The 15,972-nt window shown below is 45.0% G+C and carries 15 protein-coding genes and 1 pseudogene; 5 read left to right on the plus strand and 11 right to left on the minus strand.

The annotated features are described in order from the left end of the window. The first annotated feature begins 14 nt into the window (after window positions 1-14). A complete protein-coding gene (locus tag B3S93_RS10330; RefSeq protein WP_292401859.1) occupies window positions 15-1,376 on the plus strand; it encodes an NAD-dependent succinate-semialdehyde dehydrogenase in 1,362 nt (453 codons plus the stop codon). A gap of 50 nt (window positions 1,377-1,426) precedes the next feature. Here the strand turns inward: B3S93_RS10330 and B3S93_RS10335 are convergent, their stop codons facing one another. The 3 genes from B3S93_RS10335 to B3S93_RS10345 are packed head-to-tail and all read right to left on the minus strand — an operon-like array spanning window position 1,427 to window position 5,032. Beyond that, the gene (locus tag B3S93_RS10335) at window positions 1,427-2,014 is read right to left on the minus strand and encodes a PqiC family protein (RefSeq protein ID WP_292401862.1); all 588 of its coding nucleotides are present in this window, start codon (window positions 2,012-2,014) and stop codon (window positions 1,427-1,429) included. A 12-nt stretch (window positions 2,015-2,026) separates the two neighbouring features. Next, window positions 2,027-3,697, minus strand: a complete 1,671-nt coding sequence (gene pqiB, locus B3S93_RS10340) for an intermembrane transport protein PqiB (RefSeq protein WP_292401864.1) — start codon at window positions 3,695-3,697, stop codon at window positions 2,027-2,029. Further along, complete coding sequence (locus B3S93_RS10345) at window positions 3,698-5,032, minus strand: paraquat-inducible protein A (protein WP_292401867.1); 1,335 nt, start codon at window positions 5,030-5,032, stop codon at window positions 3,698-3,700. Window positions 5,033-5,365: 333 nt separating this feature from the next. Between B3S93_RS10345 and B3S93_RS10350 the strand changes: the two genes are divergently transcribed. After that, complete coding sequence (locus B3S93_RS10350) at window positions 5,366-5,608, plus strand: DUF4282 domain-containing protein (RefSeq protein WP_292401870.1); 243 nt, start codon at window positions 5,366-5,368, stop codon at window positions 5,606-5,608. A gap of 98 nt (window positions 5,609-5,706) precedes the next feature. Next, a pseudogene (locus B3S93_RS10355) lies at window positions 5,707-6,931 on the plus strand (IS3 family transposase). Window positions 6,932-6,985: 54 nt separating this feature from the next. Here the strand turns inward: B3S93_RS10355 and B3S93_RS10360 are convergent. The 5 genes from B3S93_RS10360 to B3S93_RS10380 all read right to left on the minus strand — a co-directional run bounded on the left by B3S93_RS10360 (window position 6,986) and on the right by B3S93_RS10380 (window position 9,611). Next, a complete protein-coding gene (locus B3S93_RS10360; RefSeq protein WP_292358070.1) occupies window positions 6,986-7,327 on the minus strand; it encodes a zinc ribbon domain-containing protein YjdM in 342 nt (113 codons plus the stop codon). Between the two features lie 129 nt (window positions 7,328-7,456). Then, complete coding sequence (locus tag B3S93_RS10365; RefSeq protein ID WP_292401873.1) at window positions 7,457-7,930, minus strand: VOC family protein; 474 nt, start codon at window positions 7,928-7,930, stop codon at window positions 7,457-7,459. Continuing rightward, a complete protein-coding gene (locus B3S93_RS10370) occupies window positions 7,927-8,319 on the minus strand; it encodes a YciI family protein (RefSeq protein ID WP_292401876.1) in 393 nt (130 codons plus the stop codon). Before B3S93_RS10370 ends, B3S93_RS10365 begins: the two co-directional genes overlap by 4 nt. 1 nt (window position 8,320) lies before the next feature. Continuing rightward, window positions 8,321-9,163: a YciI family protein gene (locus B3S93_RS10375; RefSeq protein ID WP_292401879.1), complete on the minus strand. Its 843-nt coding sequence runs from the start codon at window positions 9,161-9,163 to the stop codon at window positions 8,321-8,323. 10 nt (window positions 9,164-9,173) lie between these two features. Then, window positions 9,174-9,611: a YybH family protein gene (locus B3S93_RS10380; RefSeq protein ID WP_292358077.1), complete on the minus strand. Its 438-nt coding sequence runs from the start codon at window positions 9,609-9,611 to the stop codon at window positions 9,174-9,176. A 337-nt stretch (window positions 9,612-9,948) separates the two neighbouring features. Here B3S93_RS10380 and B3S93_RS10385 point away from each other — a divergent pair, with 337 nt between their 5' ends. Together B3S93_RS10385 and B3S93_RS10390 are read left to right on the plus strand one after the other, a co-directional pair. Further along, a complete protein-coding gene (locus B3S93_RS10385) occupies window positions 9,949-10,419 on the plus strand; it encodes a type IV pilin protein (RefSeq protein ID WP_292401882.1) in 471 nt (156 codons plus the stop codon). 16 nt (window positions 10,420-10,435) lie between these two features. Then, a complete protein-coding gene (locus B3S93_RS10390; RefSeq protein ID WP_292401885.1) occupies window positions 10,436-13,252 on the plus strand; it encodes an EAL domain-containing protein in 2,817 nt (938 codons plus the stop codon). An 18-nt stretch (window positions 13,253-13,270) separates the two neighbouring features. Here B3S93_RS10390 and B3S93_RS10395 read toward each other — a convergent pair whose 3' ends face one another. The 3 genes from B3S93_RS10395 to B3S93_RS10405 form a co-directional block, all read right to left on the minus strand. Further along, window positions 13,271-14,500, minus strand: a complete 1,230-nt coding sequence (locus B3S93_RS10395) for an RNA polymerase sigma factor (RefSeq protein ID WP_292401888.1) — start codon at window positions 14,498-14,500, stop codon at window positions 13,271-13,273. 25 nt (window positions 14,501-14,525) lie between these two features. Next, window positions 14,526-15,194, minus strand: coding sequence for an SDR family oxidoreductase (locus B3S93_RS10400; protein WP_292358085.1), 669 nt, complete (start codon window positions 15,192-15,194; stop codon window positions 14,526-14,528). Window positions 15,195-15,353: 159 nt separating this feature from the next. Next, window positions 15,354-15,944, minus strand: coding sequence for a DUF5610 domain-containing protein (locus B3S93_RS10405; RefSeq protein WP_292401890.1), 591 nt, complete (start codon window positions 15,942-15,944; stop codon window positions 15,354-15,356). Between the last annotated feature and the right edge of the window lie 28 nt (window positions 15,945-15,972).

Consider the following 15,972-nt stretch of genomic DNA (forward strand, 5'->3'; position numbering starts at 1 on the left):
TTAAAGAGGTCAACATGCTAACAGCAACAAATCCGTATAGCGGAAAAAAAATCGATAGTTTCCCCTGTCTCACAAAACATGAAATGTATGCCCGAATCGGTGAGGCCAGTGCAGCTTATGCTGACTGGAGTGATCGCAGTTTTGAGGAACGTGGTGAAGTGTTGCGTGCAGTCGCCAGACAGTTACGTGCAGAAAAACATGATCTGGCACAACTGATGGCTTTGGAAATGGGTAAGCCAATAAGAGAAGGGGTACCAGAGGTTGAAAAAGCAGCCTTTTGTGCAGAATTCTATGCCGATAATGCCGAAAAGTTTCTGGCCAGAGACACTATCGAATCGGATGCATCACTTAGTTATGTCTGTTATCAACCTTTGGGCACATTGCTGGGCATTCTGCCCTGGAATGCACCATTATGGCTGGCATTCCGCTATCTGGCACCCGCGCTGATGGCAGGCAATACTTGTGTGATGAAACACGATCCCCATGTGCCGCAAACAGCCCAGGCAATCGCAAATGCCTTTGTTAAAGCTGGCGCACCGGAAAATATTATGGTGAATTTGCCCCTGGAAACCCCAGAAGTAGAATTAGCGATTCGGGATCCACGCATAATGGCTGTTTCGTTTACCGGTTCTGGTGGTGCAGGCCGGAAAGTAGCTGAAATTGCAGGCAGTGAAATCAAACCCTGTGTTCTGGAACTGGGTGGTTCGGATCCCAGTATTATTCTGGCTGATGCTGATCTGGAAACGGCCGCGGATGTGGTGACTCTGTCACGAATCATTAATGCAGGACAGTCCTGTATTGCCGCAAAACGAATTATTGTCGAGGCTGAAATCTACGACCATTTTGTCGAACTACTATTAAATCGACTCAAAAAATTGCAAATGGGCGATCCATTACAACCTAGTACCGATATCGGGCCGATTGCTCGCAAGGATTTGCAACTGAATCTGCATCGTCAGGTGGAAGATACCGTTGCGGCAGGTGCGAAATGTTTATTAGGAGGCGAATTACCGGATACCGATGGTTTTTTCTACCCGGTCACCTTGCTGACTGAAGTGACTCCCACAATGTGTGCGTTTCGTGAGGAAACCTTTGGGCCAATTATGGCGGTGATTAAAGCAGAAGATCACGAACACGCACTGGAAATGGCCAATGACACGGAATACGGTTTAGGCGCAAGCATCTGGACTAAAAATGCCGAATTGGCTTCGCATCTGGCCATGCAGCTTCAATCTGGTCAGGTTGCAATAAATGGCATTGTGAAAACCGATCCTCGATTGCCCAGCGGTGGAATCAAGGGATCCGGTTTTGGCCGAGAGCTCGGGCCACATGGAATCCATGAATTTGTGAACGCCAAACAGGTGTGGATTAAGTAATTTCAATCAGGTTCAGAGGGTGAGATCATATTGATCTCACCCAATTTAAATCAATATTTTGTGATTTCAGTAGCTAGTTTTTCAGCTAATTTATCCAAGTTGCTACCTAATGCCCGCACTAAAGCTGGATAACCATCCGCTGCCAGAGTTGTTTCAATGTGAAAGGGTGAGAGGACAATCAATTCGCCTGTGTGATCGCGTAAACGCCATTGTCCGCTGGTCACCGCTTTGCCAGTAAAATGCCCATGAAACTGCTCAATATCCAATTGTAAATTCCACGCCGTTTGTTTTAATCCCCGACTATCTGACAGCACCAGCAACTCTGGGAGTTGTTTGCTCAATCGACTACGCAATCCACGCCGTATTTGTTGGCCCAGGTTTTCTGCCCAAAGATGCTCATTGGCTTGATGCAGAGTAATGTCATCCATTTGCAACGCAATCTGTTCGCTGTCAAGAAACTCAGCCAGGCTAATAGAGCCTATTACAAGGACTTGTGCATCAGGCGTTGAAGCCTGATCAGAGGATTGAAAGGTTTCTGGCAGGGTATATCGTTGTGTATTAATTGCTTGATTGGCACAAGCAAGTAAACTCAATACCAGCAATAAGCTAAAAAACAATTTATTGATTGTTATCAACATAAATAATCCCGATTATTTTGGTGCTCGTGGTAGAGGATCGTCGCTTTCACGACGATCAAAAATCAGTGCGTTGGGTTGTTCGCCCAAAGTACGTGCGACTGGCTGAAGATCACGCAGCAGTTTTTCCAAACGTTGCAGGGTGCCCGTCATCTCTTGATAAGCAGATGAATCAGGCGAGAGTCCCTGCAAAGTGGCTCGAATATCGGTCAGTGTCTGATTAATATTTTCAGGGATTTGCTGCGTTTCAGAAGCATTGACCAAAGTTTGAATGCTGGCGGTTAACACCCTGATTTCGTTCAACATGGTTTCGGAGCTTTCCAGATTACGATCCATGCCGGTTAGAATCGGTTCAACTTCCAGTTGATTGAGTTTATCCAGCAAATTCGACACTTTCAGTTCGATTTGCGCCAAGCCTGTTGAACTGGTTGGCAGAACCTGATGCCCTTCAAACGTTCTGGCAACAAACTCATAGGTATCATCACGCTGGAAGTTAAGATCAACGAATAATGATCCGGTCAACAGATTACCTGATTTGAGTGTGGCTCTTAATCCGGCATTCAACATGCGGTCGAAGCGAGCTGCCCAGTCTTTGATATCAACTTTTTCACTACCGCCTAAGCGTTGAGGTTCCAGGCGGATTAACACCGGAATAGCAAAGCCGCTCTGCGCATTGCGTTCGGGTGAGGTGAATTTCCAGGGTACACTCGAAACGGTACCAATACGAATGCCACGAAATTCAACCGGCGCCCCTTTGGAAAGGCCACGGACGGTATCTTCGATTAACAGTACATATTCAAGGTATTGAGTATAAGCTTCCTGACGTGCACTCTCCTCATCACCGTAAAGGGTAAAAATACTATCGGGTGGGGCAGGAGAACCGACTGGTAAATCCTCAAGGACTCCAAATGTCACGCCACCGCCTAATAATGCTTCCAATGAGGCAATATTGATTTTGAAACCTTCGGAATCCAATTTTAAATCGACGCCACTGGCAGACCAGAAACGGGTTCCTTCGGTGACAAGAACATCGTAAGGGCTTTCAATAAATAACTGGTGGCGCATTTCACGCTTTTCGCTATCAAACTCAGCGCTTTCAACCCTGCCCACATTAAACCCCTGATAAGTCACGGGGTCACCTACTCGTAGTGAGTTGCCCAGCTGACTGATCAGATTAATGCGTAAACCTTGCACACCGAGAGTTGAAATAGGCGGTTGTTCAAGCACCTCAAATTCACGTTGTTCGATCTTACTTTCACCGGGTTGTAATTGAATATAAGCGCCAGATAGAACTGTATTAAGGCCACTGATCCCTTCTCGACCTATACGCGGTTTTACGACCCAGAAGCGGGAGTCATCGACCAGCATCGGTTCGGCCTCTGGATTAATACGCGCAATGATTAATGTATGGGTTAAATCTTCTGATAGACGCACCTGTTCAACCTGACCAATATCCACATTGCGCGTTTTGATCATGGTTTTGCCAGCTTCTATCCCCTCTGCATTTGACATCGTTAAGGTAATTCTGGGCCCTATACGACTGTAGTTGTCATATATCAGCCATAAACCAATCATGACTGCGACAATCGGCACAATCCAGATGGGGGAAAGACGAGACTGTCTGCCTGATTTTGCTCGATGCTGGTCAGTCAGATTGTCTTCATTAGAGACAGGGGAATCACTCATTCACGGTTTCCTTGGAGTGCTGTTTTTTTTGCTTGTAGTAGGTGTATCCCATATCAGGCGTGGATCAAATGTCATCGCTGCTAACATGGTTAAAATAACGACAGCGCCAAATGCTAGTGCTGCCGGACCTGGGGTTATAGACATTAAGTTTCCTGCCCGAATCAATGCCACCAGTATAGCGACTACAAATAAATCTACCATGGACCAGCGACCAATAAATTCGGTAATACGATATAAATTGGTTCGGCTATTAGCGCTGAGTTCACTACTTTTACGTACCACAAATGACAGCCAGATCAACGCCAGCATCTTGCCGACAGGAACCAGAATACTGGCAAAAAAGATTACTGCTGCAATTGGCCAGGAGCCCTTTTGCCACAAATCAATAATGCCACCAATAATGGTTGCCGGTTGGGTCTGGCCCAGCACCGTTGTTGTCATAATAGGATAGGCATTTGCAGGAATGTACATCACAATTGCTGCCGCCAAAAGCGCCCAGGTACGTTGCAGGCTATGTGGTAAACGGAGATGCAGCGGTTCGCCACAGCGGCGGCAATGTCCATGACCGGACTCGGACAGTTCATTTATCAAATCACAGGTTGAGCAACCTGCCAAACCTTGTGAAGCTGCCGTTTCGCCTGTGCGAATACCTTTTGGGGCCTGAGGTTCACCCGCAAGTGAAAACCACATCCAGTCGGCATCAATAGAGCGCGTGGTCATTAACAGTAAAATTGCAAAGGCACAAAATGCCCAGAATGAAATTCCTAATTCAATCTGTGCCATCCCAGCGATTTTTATCAAACTGACTAGGGCGGCAATGATAAATACATCCGCCATCATCCAGGGATGCATATGTGCTAGTGAACGGGCAATACCACGACTAAATGGAAATGGATCTCCCCGGAGCAAACCAAATTGCAACCAAATCACCCCTGATAGGTAAACTGCCGGCAATACAATGATCGTTAGTGCCACAATGAGTGCAACCATGGGTTGATGGAAACCAATCATACTGGTGGCGGTTTGAGTAAGCTCAATATTGTTGCTTATGCCTCTGGCTTCAAAACTCACAAAAGGAAACGAGATTGCCAGAATCAATGCAATTAATGCACTGATGGCATAAGCCATACTGCGCTGAGCTGGTCGAAAATGTCGACGTACCAATATATGTTCGCAACGAGGACAGGTGGCATGCTCACCAGGACGTAATGCAGGTAATACCACCACCCAATCACACTCATGACAGGCACGCATTCTTCTTAATGAAACACGGCTTTCCGGTGAATAGGGAGCAATATCATCAGGCATGTTTTCGACAGTTGCGGGTTGTTTCAATTCATTTTTCCGTGACGTCGACCAAGAAATGTAAGCAGAGAACTGGCATTATACGCGTTGGCAATAGATATGTTGGGCATCAGTAGAGAGAGGTTAATTCCAATCCTATTTGGTATGACACGGAATTGAAAATGATGTTCATTTATTGCCAAACTAGGGCTTGTTGATCTTTTATCTTCGCCGGTTAAGAGCTGAAAAGACGTCAACTAAAGCAGTATGACAGCTGTTTGTGATACATCCATGTATCTCACCTCAGGCTCTGGAGTAAAACAAAAACTGAAAGGGATGTTGGTTGATCATCCACTTATTATTAAATGTTAAGGAGAAAACTAAGTGAGAGATATCCTGTTTTTAGATTCAATGCTAACGCCTAAAATCATTACTCTGGTTTACTGGTTGTTATTAGGCGCCGCGCTGGTTTCTGGTTTAGGTATGATGTTTACGGGTGGTTTTGGCAGTTTTCTTATGGGAATCTTTACCATGCTGGCGGGAGCTGTTGGTGCGCGCATCTGGTGTGAGCTGTTGATCGTATTATTCAAAATTAATGAAAATATGAAAAAACTAGCCGATCAATAATCTCCACAAAAAAGGGCTCTAATCGAGCCCTTAAATTGCTGCAATGACCCGTCCTAAATAAGGTTGACACTTTTCAATAAAGACAATTGGAGAGTGTTATGAATCCTGATAAAAAGCGTACCCAGCGTGATTACTCCCTAGCCTTTAAATTGGCCGTTGTTGACCAGATCGAAAAGGGGGAGATGACCTATAAACAAGCTCAGACTCGCTATGGCATCCAGGGCAAATGTACGGTTTTAGTTTGGCTTCGTAAGCATGGTCGGTTAGATTGGTCAGGCGGAACTCCCAACCATCAGGCAAGGCAAGGAGTACTTATGTCTGATAAAAAAACTACTTTGACACCAGAGCAGCGGATTAAAGAGCTTGAACGAGAGCTGGCAGTTAGCCAGCAAAAAGCACAATTTTTTGAAGCAGTTGTGGATGTCTTGAAGAAAGACTATGGAGTGAAAGTGGTAAAAAAGCCGCTCGGCAGGTCATCCAACAAAAAATCGTCGCCCAATTAAAGGTTGCGCATGCCTGCCAATTTTTAGGGATCACTCGCCAAGCCTATTACCGTTACTGGAGCCGTGCAGCACAGGTAGCTGAGCGCAATGTGGCAATTCTCTCATTTGTGAGTGAAGAGCGGATGCTTCAGCCTCGCCTAGGTGGACGCAAACTGCATCATTTGATGAAACAGGCTGGAATCGACTACATCCCGGGGCGGGACAGATTGTTTGCCCTGCTTCGCGAACACCGGCTGTTAGTCCCGGTAAAACGGGCTTACCATAAAACCACGCAAAGTCATCATCGCTTTCGTTGCCATCCTAACTTGACCAAACCCGGCGCAGATCAGACGCTTGTGCAGCGCCCTGAACAGTTATGGGTAGCGGATATAACCTATTTGCCGGTGCGCCAGGGTGAAGCCTACCTCAGTCTTGTCACCGATGCGTTCTCGCGAAAAATTCTCGGGTATCACGTGCATGACACATTGCGCGCTGATGCGGTGTCACAGGCGTATGTCTTGGCCTTGAAGCAAAGGCAATGCGCGGACAAGCCTCTCATTCATCACTCTGATAGAGGTATCCAGTACTGCTCAGGGCACTATCAGGCGATTCATCAGAAGTACAGCGTCACCTGTTCGATGACAGATGGATACGACTGCTATCAGAATGCCCTAGCAGAGAGGTTAATGGTATTTTGAAGAATGAATATCTTCTACAAATACCCAAAGATCTTAACGAGGCGGCGATGATGGTTAAACAGTCCATCCAGCTATATAATCAGAGGCGGCCGCACATGGCCCTACAATACAAAACGCCCGATGCGGTGCATCGGGCGTTTTAATCGAAATAAGTGTCAACTTATTTCAGGACAAGACACAAAGATGCTGTCGAAGCGTCAGACTTTTTTCACAAACTGCGATTTAAGTTTCATCGCACCGATGCCATCAATCTTGCAATCAATATCGTGATCGCCGTCGACCAGACGGATGTTTTTGACCTTTGTGCCGACTTTTACCACCAGCGAAGAACCTTTCACTTTCAGATCCTTGATGACAGTCACGCTATCGCCATCCTGTAACACATTGCCATTGGCATCCAGGATCTCATCTGATGTTTCGACCTTGTCAGTTGCCGTATCTGCTGACCATTCATAAGAGCATTCCGGACAAATCAGAATATGATCATCTTGATAGACATATTCGGAATCACACTTCGGACAATTAGGTAAATCGCTCATTTCAAACCTCAGGCTACGTTGGCATAGCGCGCTATAGTACGCCAGCAGACAGTTTTTTGCTGATAAATGAACTGTAAAACCTTCACACCATTTTCTAAGCAAATGATGTCAGGTCATTGCTTCACAATGTTAGTTGTCTTGCTGGTAGGCCTGTTCCAACTGAGAGATATCCAGTTTATTCATGGTCAGTAATGCCGACATGACGGCCGGAGCACCCAGCTTATCCTGCAGCATTTTATCCAGCATAGCGGGCACAATCTGCCAGCAAACACCAAACTGATCCTGAACCCAACCACATTGCAATGTCCTGCCGCCATTGACCAGTAACTTATCCCAAAGCAGGTCGATTTCGCTTTGATTATCGCAGCGGACCAGCAATGACATCGCATGATTAAATGCCACATCCGTGCCACCATTGAGAGCGATCAATTTCTGGCCACAGAGTTCAAATGTGATAGACAGCACTGAACCATCAGGTCCGGGGCCCGCACTATTGTAATAGAGCCGGTCCATTTCGCGACCACCGAATACTGACAGATAAAAATTCACCGCCTGTTCGGCATTGCTGTTAAACCACAGACAGGTTTGCAGTTTTTGCGTCATGGTGATGAATCTCCTTTACCGCCACTGCTATTGTCTTCGGTTTGCAGTTCACGCACCGGGCGAATTTCAATACTGCCATAACGTGCTGGTGGAATATTGCCCGCCAGTTGAATAGCTTCGTTAATATCGCGCGCTTCCAATAGATAAAACCCGGCAAGTTGTTCTTTGGTTTCGGCAAAAGGTCCATCGGTCACCGTCACTTTTCCATTACGTACACGAACAGTGGTGGCCGTCTCGACCGACTGCAACGCTGAACCATCCAGCATATGACCAGTGCTTTGCAGTTTTTCACCACAAGCCATACATTCCTGATTCAGACTGTCCCATTCCTGCTGAGACATTTGATTCATGATCTGTTCCTGGTAATACACCAAAGCCAGATATTTCATTTCAATCCTCCTCACCTTGTAAGCATTGGCCACAATTAATCATCCACGGCGTGCCAAATCGATCCACCAGCATGCCAAAACGCCTGGCCCAGAATGTTGGCTCAAAGGGCATATGTGCCATGCCGCCTTCGGCCAGTTGATTAAAGGTGATTTCAGCTTGCGGCTCGTCTTCAAAAGCAATCTGTACATGAAAACCTTGTGGTTTTTCAAACATGCCGGGTGGGCAATCTGATCCCATTAACATCCAATTGCCGACTTGGAGAGAGACATGCATAACCTTGTCAGCGAACTCGGCAGGCATGTCATCTGCCATCGGTGATTCGCCTCCGGTCATCATCATGACAATATCGCCACCTAACACCTCTGCATAAAACGCAAAAGCTTCACGGCAGTTGCCATCAAACAACAGATAAGAACTAGTAGAAAGTGGTTGTTTACGGATTTTTTGATCAAGCTCGATATGTTTTTGCAAACCCGGCCCATCAGCAAAATCACTCATTTCATAGAGTTGTCTGACTTCCAGTTCAACGTTGCCATCAGCATCTTCCACTGGCCAGCGTGTGGCCCAATCCAGAGCTTCCTGTATGGAGTTGACCTCAATAATAGTGTAACCGGCGAGTAATTCTTTGGTTTCAGTAAATGGGCCGTCAGTAATTAATGGCTTACCCTGCTGAAATTTAATGCGTGCTCCGTCACGGGTCGGTTTCAAGCCTTCCCCGGTTCTTAATATTCCAGCCTGAGCCATTTGCATGTTGTAGTCGCCCATGGCCGATAATAATTGTTCACTGGGCATCACACCTTTTTCAGTATCGGCATCGGCTTTACGTAAAATCATAAATTTCATGGTGTGCTCCTTACCAGGCTGATTCTGGTGTGAGATGAAACAGAGCGGCGCCGGATGCCATATCAAAAGGTAATGAAAAATGTTCGTGAATAATCAACCATTGGCCGTTACGTTTTTGATAAACCTGAGTACCGCGAATCCAGCCAACCTGTTCTTCACCAGTTTTTTCATCCATGCCACCACATTGATTCAGAAAAGCACATACCGCCAGCTCACCATCCTGGTTGATATCAAGCTGGCCAATTTCAAATTTAGTCATCGTGCACAATTCCAAACAGTGCTGCCAATGATCTTTGTATTTTCTGCGATTGGTAAACTGTAATTCGGCAATCGCATCAAACGCTCGCACGTCTTCCGCATAAAAAGCCATGATTTGTTCGAGATCCTGGCTGATAACCGCTTTTTTCCAGTTTTCCAGTTGTTGTTCAACTTCATTTTTTACGTTCATATATTTCTCCTTGTTATAAGACTCAGAATAGTGGTCTTATCAACTAGTCGAATAAGCAAACGTAAAATCGACAGTCAGAAAAAATACAGATTTCTTTTTTCAAGCCGATAACTTAGCTAATTGTAATGTATCGGCAAAAAGTATTAATTCAGGTTATAGCAGGTTTTTTTTACCTGGTTAAACTGTCTCTGCCAGAAGGCTTACAGACAACGGATTTGTGAACCAATACCTAAATATAAGTAGCATAGGTGCTAGCATTTAACTGAGTCTATCAGGGAAGATAATTCGATAATTACTAAGACAATCTAAAGAAGGATTTCCTGTGAGGCTAAAGAAGTTGAATATAACTTCACAAAAGGCAATGACGCTAATCGAACTGATGTTGGTGATTGCTGTCCTTGGGGTCATCGTGACTATCGCGATACCCAGCTACCAAAACTATATTGATAAAACGAATAATGCATTGGCTGTTTCGCAAATTGTCACTATCCAATCCGTTATCGAACGTTACTATCTGCAAAATCAGCGTTATCCCGACAAATTGGATGATATTGCTGGCAGTTTACCTGACAATGGAGTTGATCCTTGGGGTAACAAATACATTTATTTAAATATTGCTGATGATTGGCCACAATCAAGAGGGCCCTCCAGAAAAGATCGCAATATCAATCCAATTAATACGCAATATGATCTCTACAGCGTGGGAAAAGATGGTCAAACCAAAAAACAGGTATCTCAAAAAGATAGTCTGGATGACGTTATATTGGCCCGAGATGGACGATTTATAGGCCTCGCGGCTGATTTTTAGGCTTGATAAATACTTGATGATAAAAAAAACGTCACCACATCGTAATAAAGTTGCTCGCCGGATTCTGTTGTCTTTTGTTGTTGCTTCATTAATACCTGTCTTAGTTCTCGGGGGATTGTCTTTTCATCAAGTCAGTCAGCAGCTATATCAGCAATCCTATGATGCACTGCAAAAAAGCAGTAAAGATTATGGCTTGCGATTTATTGATCGACTGGTATTGGCTGAAAGTGCCTTACGGTTACTGGCAAATCGAATTGAACGCTCAAACAGAGGATTAAGGGATCAGAATTTATTTCGTGATCAGAAAATACAAAAACAGTTTAACGATTTAGCAATCATTACAGGCACTGGCCAAAGAGCCTCTTTATTGGGTGATACCCGGATGGTGCCTTATCTCACTAAGGAAGAAATCGAAGCCGTTCGCTCTGGATTAACCCTTATTAAAGCGGTTGATAGTGATGAGCTTGGCATTAAACAAATTTGGATCGCGTTAAATTTCAATGAAAAGACACCCGATTCCGGGATTTTAATGGCTGAATTACACCCCGAAGCCTTATGGGAAGTCGATAATATGGGGATCAATCAGCTGTTAGTGATGACAGAAGTAGGTGAATCCTGGTTCAGCTCATTACCAAAAAAGTCATTACCAAACCAGTTATTAACCGAGCTTCTCGACAAATACAGCGGTAGTTTTAATCAAAATATTGGAGACAATGTCTACCTGGGTGGCTTCTGGCAGGCACCAATAGGCAATATGTTCGCCTCTCCAGATCTGATTATTGTGCACGCCCAACCAAAATCCGTAGCACTTAGTGCAATCAACTATTTCACCAAAGTGTATCCACCGGTTATTTTGCTGACAGTATTAATAGTCGCGTTTCTCAGCACCAAATTGATCGCCAAATACCTTTCACCACTCTCCGCTTTAAAAAAGGCAACTGAACGCATTGCAGATGGTGAGTTTGATTATCAGGTAGAAGTAGACAGCAAAGACGAATTTGAAGCTTTGGCGGATTCATTTAATGAAATGACTCGACGACTGCGAAGCCAGTTTGAAATTCAGTCCACCATGGCTGAAATCGACAGACAGATCCTTTCTGTACTTAATGCAGATGAAATAGTGGAAACGGCTTTAAATCGTTTGCCCGGAATATTGTTCAGCGACCTGATATCGATTGCCAAATTCGATGCCGAAAACCGTTTGCTCGTAGCAGTCCACACTCGTCGTGATGATCAACATTTTGATCTGCAAGAGCAGTCAATGGCCCTTACCAACGAAGATTTAGCTGAATTGCAGCAAAGTCAGGGGAGTGTGCTGGAAATTAACGATAACAGGCTTTTACCGGTTTACCTGAAGATTTTAAATCTGGCCGGGAACTGGTTTTATCTGGTGATACCGGTGGTGGTGAATGGCCAGGTTGCAGCCTCCATCAGTTTTGCTTATCAGCAACCTAAAGTCATCGGCAATGAACTAAAATCGATTGCCAGAAGTTTTGGGGATCGTATTGCGGTGGCCTTATCAAATGCTGCCTGGGAAGAGAAACTTTTTCAACAAGCGCATTTTGATGGATTAACCGGCTTACCTAATCGTTTGGTATTAAATGAGCGATTGCAACAGGAAATAGCTCGGGCAGATCGTGATTCGAAACAGTTAGCGGTGTTTTTCCTGGATCTGGATCGGTTTAAAAATGTAAATGATTCTCTTGGACATTCGGCCGGTGATGAACTACTGGTAAAAGTCGCCAAGCATTTATCTAACAGTATCCGCACCACTGATTTAGTGGTTCGCATGAGTGGGGATGAGTTTGTTGTATTAATAACCGATATAGACAATCCTGACCTTATCAACATGATCGCCAATAAAGTATTAAAAGCAGTGGATACAACGTCAATCGTGGCAGGTCAGTCAGTGAAATCCACTGCGAGTATGGGCATTGCGATGTATCCTGCTGATGCTATTACTCCTGAAGATCTTCTCAAGTATGCTGATTCAGCAATGTATTATGCGAAAAATGATGGCCGGGCAAATTTTCGCTTCTATTCTGCGGATATGACCGAGAAAGCGCTGGAAAATATCAAGCTTGAACATGACTTGCGGGAAGCAATAAGTAAAGGCGAAATTGTCGTTTATTACCAACCAAAATTTGATAGTGATAAAAATATCATTGGTGCTGAAGCATTAATTCGTTGGAAGCATTCTGAATTAGGCATGATTTCGCCGGCCAAATTTATTCCTATTGCTGAGCAATCCATGTTGATTGTTGAAATTGGACGATGGGTACTTGAACAAACCTGTGAATTGATTAAATCATTTACTAACCTTGGAATTGAGCCGGTACCTATTTCAGTGAATATTTCGGGCGTTGAATTCGATCGACCTGACATTGTCGCCAATGTGGCCGAAATCCTTAAGCGCACACGAGTTAACCCTGATTTTATCGAAATGGAGCTGACTGAAAACGTTGCGATAGGTAATCGTGAAGCCTGCATCGAAAGAATGCATCAATTGAAAGCATTGGGGCTGCGACTGGCAATGGATGATTTTGGTACCGGTTTTTCTTCATTGTCCTATTTGCAGGATTTGCCATTGGATGTACTGAAAATTGATCAGCATTTTATTCGTGAGCTGGACACCGGCATCAATAGCCAGGCGATTGTAAGAGCCATACTCGCTTTGGGGGATGGTTTACATATGCAGGTAATTGCTGAAGGGGTGGAGACGGAGTCACAATTAACATTTCTGCAGGACCATCAATGTAAATTCTTTCAGGGCTTTTTATTCAGCAGGCCGATTCCGGCAGCTGAGCTGGTTAAATTACTGCTAGATAAATAACACAGGATTCTTTTCGGTCTAAGAAGTTTTTACTGATAATTCAGCAAGACGTCGCTGCAAAAAACGTTGCTCCGGGCCTTGCTGAGTTAAAGCAAGCGCTTGTTGATAGGCCATTCGGGCAGCAGCAAATTGCTGCAGGCGTCGACATAAATCAGCTTTAGCCGCATAGATTAAATGATAGTTCTTGAGTTCACCTTCGGCCAGTAATTGCTCAATGGTGATTAACCCAGCTTCCGGGCCCTGCAGCATGGCGATTGCTACAGCTCGATTCAACCTGACGACTGGGGAATCGGCATATTGCATAAGTGCATCATACAAACCCACAATCTGTAGCCAATCAGTCTGCTCGAAAGAGGGTGCCTCGGCATGCACTGCAGCAATAGCGGCTTGCAGGGTAAAAGGTCCAAAGCGTTGCGTTCGTAATGTCTGAATGACCAGTTTACAGCCCTCCCCAATTTGCTGTTGATCCCACAGCCTGCGGTCTTGTTCATCCAGGGTAATCAGATCGCCATTTGCATCCAACCGGGCAGAGCGCCTCGAATCCTGTAACAGCATTAATGCCAATAAACCGTCTACTTCCGGTTCAGGTAATAATTGGGCTAATAATCTGCCAAGACGAATGGCCTCACTGGCCAAATCATGTTTGACCAGCAACTCACCATTGCTGGCAGAATAGCCTTCATTAAAAATCAGATAGATTACCTGTAATACGGAGTGTAGCCGTTCAGCTAATTGATCTGTTTCAGGGAGTTCATATGGAATAGCGGCTTCACGAATTTTGTTTTTGGCGCGAACAATTCGTTGAGCAAGTGTCGTCGGTTTTTGAAGAAAAGCCCGGGCAACTTCCTCAGTTGTCATGCCACAGACCTCACGTAAGGTCAGCGCAAGGCGGGCTTCTTCAGCCAAAGCAGGATGGCAACAGGTGAATATCAGACGTAATTGATCATCTTCAATCTGCTGTTCATTCGACTCAGCTTCTTCAGCAACCAGCTCATTAATGACGGTATCAATGGAATAGTCAAAGCGAGCCTGCCGGCGCAATTGATCAATCGCTTTAAAACGTGCAGTCGATATAAGCCAGGCCCGGGGATTATCTGGAACGCCATCTATTTCCCATTTCTGCAAGGCAATCGCAAAGGCTTCATGCATGGCCTCTTCAGCCAAATCAAAATCGCCAAGTAAGCGGATTAATGTACTCAGAATCTGTCGAGATGCTGTTTGATAGATCTGATTGAGCAACGGTTTCATTTGGACATTTAATGGTTGGTCTGATTTAACCCAACCGACCTTTAACCGATTTTATAAAAGCTTCTTGAATTGGCATGTCACCTTGATACAACTCTTCAATCTGATTAACGGTTTCTGAATGGTCCAGACATTGTAAAATGCAGGCAGCGACATCGGCTCTGGAAATAACTTGTTGCTCCTGATCTGACGGGCGCACAGTGGTAATTTTCCCCGTTAACGGTCCATCAGTTAATCTGCCGGGACGGAGAATGGTGTAGGGCAGGTGACTTTCAATAAGATGTTTATCGGCGAAATATTTGCAGATGTTGTAATGCTTAATGGCCTTGGTGCCGTGTTCCGGGTCACCGGCATCCCGTGAGCTGACCATAACAAATTGTTTAATGGCATGTTGTTTTGCCTTATCAACCGCTTTACACGCACCCCATAAATCCACCAGAATAGTTTTATCGGCACCGGTTTTACCTCCGGAACCAGCCGTAAATACGACTTTATCGCAATCAGCAAAAGCGTGGTCTGGCAGATCAGCTTCGAGATCCGCTATTACAACATCAGCCCCCAATTTTTCAAATTCACCAGCCTGTTCTGGGTTACGCAGCATGACTTTCACCGGCATTTTCTGCTCGGCCATCATTTGAATTAATAGCTTACCTATTTGGCCATTGGCGCCAATGACAAGGGTCTGTTTATCTTGCATGTTTTTCTCCTGTGGCAGATTCACGGGATGATTCGGGTGAAAAGTGTCCTTCCGAATGCATATTAAAACAGAGTATGGCGGGTATTATGCAGAACTCAAGAGCCGGTAGGTCTGAGTTGCAATAAACCGCCTCCCGAGATGGGAGGCGGTAAAAAGTGTTTAGGCTTCTTGAGAAGCTTGATAGTTTTCTACAAAGGACTGCAGGCCTTGTTGAACTAAATCGTAGGTTTTATCGATATTGCCTGCTATATCGCCTTCCAGTACTTTCAGGCCACCAAGAATGTCGCGTGCTTCTTTGAACCCCTGATCGATTCCACCGCCAATCACTTCGACAAATGATTTCAGGGCTTCTTCAAGCGGCATATCCTGACGGGTGCTGTAATAAGCATCAAAAAAAGCAGTACTCATTTGCACAATGCGTTCGGAAGTCGCTTCGGGTGATACATCAATGCCTTGTTCATAAGCTTTTTGAATGGCGTTATCGCCAAACTCGGCCTTCAAAGAGTCATTGATGCCCTCAAGAGCTGTTTTGAACAGCAATGCCATGGCACCATCACCATTGCCGTCACTGATATTAAACGAGACCTGCAGAATGGAAAGGTTCATTTCGCTATTGGACTCAGATACTGAAAACTTTTTTTCCTGGGCCAAAACCGAAACCTGCTGACCAAAAGGGCCTTCCTGCTTATTCACAGGATCCTTTGCCATCGAACTAACGGTTTGGCCAAACGGAGCAGTGTTAATTGTCATTTTCTTATCCTCGAATGGATCTACTCTA

It is taken from the genome of Methylophaga sp. UBA3613 (genome assembly GCF_002375415.1).
GTDB lineage: Bacteria > Pseudomonadota > Gammaproteobacteria > Nitrosococcales > Methylophagaceae > Methylophaga.

Coding starts and splice junctions, on each gene's coding strand:
- B3S93_RS10330 (WP_292401859.1), top strand. CDS start 15: ATGCTAACAGCAACAAATCCGTATAGCGGAAAAAAAATCGATAGTTTC.
- B3S93_RS10400 (WP_292358085.1), bottom strand. CDS start 15,194: ATGCAAGATAAACAGACCCTTGTCATTGGCGCCAATGGCCAAATAGGT.
- B3S93_RS10370 (WP_292401876.1), bottom strand. CDS start 8,319: ATGAAATATCTGGCTTTGGTGTATTACCAGGAACAGATCATGAATCAA.
- pqiB (WP_292401864.1), bottom strand. CDS start 3,697: ATGAGTGATTCCCCTGTCTCTAATGAAGACAATCTGACTGACCAGCAT.
- B3S93_RS10360 (WP_292358070.1), bottom strand. CDS start 7,327: ATGAGCGATTTACCTAATTGTCCGAAGTGTGATTCCGAATATGTCTAT.
- B3S93_RS10380 (WP_292358077.1), bottom strand. CDS start 9,611: ATGAACGTAAAAAATGAAGTTGAACAACAACTGGAAAACTGGAAAAAA.
- B3S93_RS10395 (WP_292401888.1), bottom strand. CDS start 14,500: ATGAAACCGTTGCTCAATCAGATCTATCAAACAGCATCTCGACAGATT.
- B3S93_RS10365 (WP_292401873.1), bottom strand. CDS start 7,930: ATGACGCAAAAACTGCAAACCTGTCTGTGGTTTAACAGCAATGCCGAA.
- B3S93_RS10375 (WP_292401879.1), bottom strand. CDS start 9,163: ATGAAATTTATGATTTTACGTAAAGCCGATGCCGATACTGAAAAAGGT.
- B3S93_RS10390 (WP_292401885.1), top strand. CDS start 10,436: ATGATAAAAAAAACGTCACCACATCGTAATAAAGTTGCTCGCCGGATT.
- B3S93_RS10335 (WP_292401862.1), bottom strand. CDS start 2,014: ATGTTGATAACAATCAATAAATTGTTTTTTAGCTTATTGCTGGTATTG.
- B3S93_RS10405 (WP_292401890.1), bottom strand. CDS start 15,944: ATGACAATTAACACTGCTCCGTTTGGCCAAACCGTTAGTTCGATGGCA.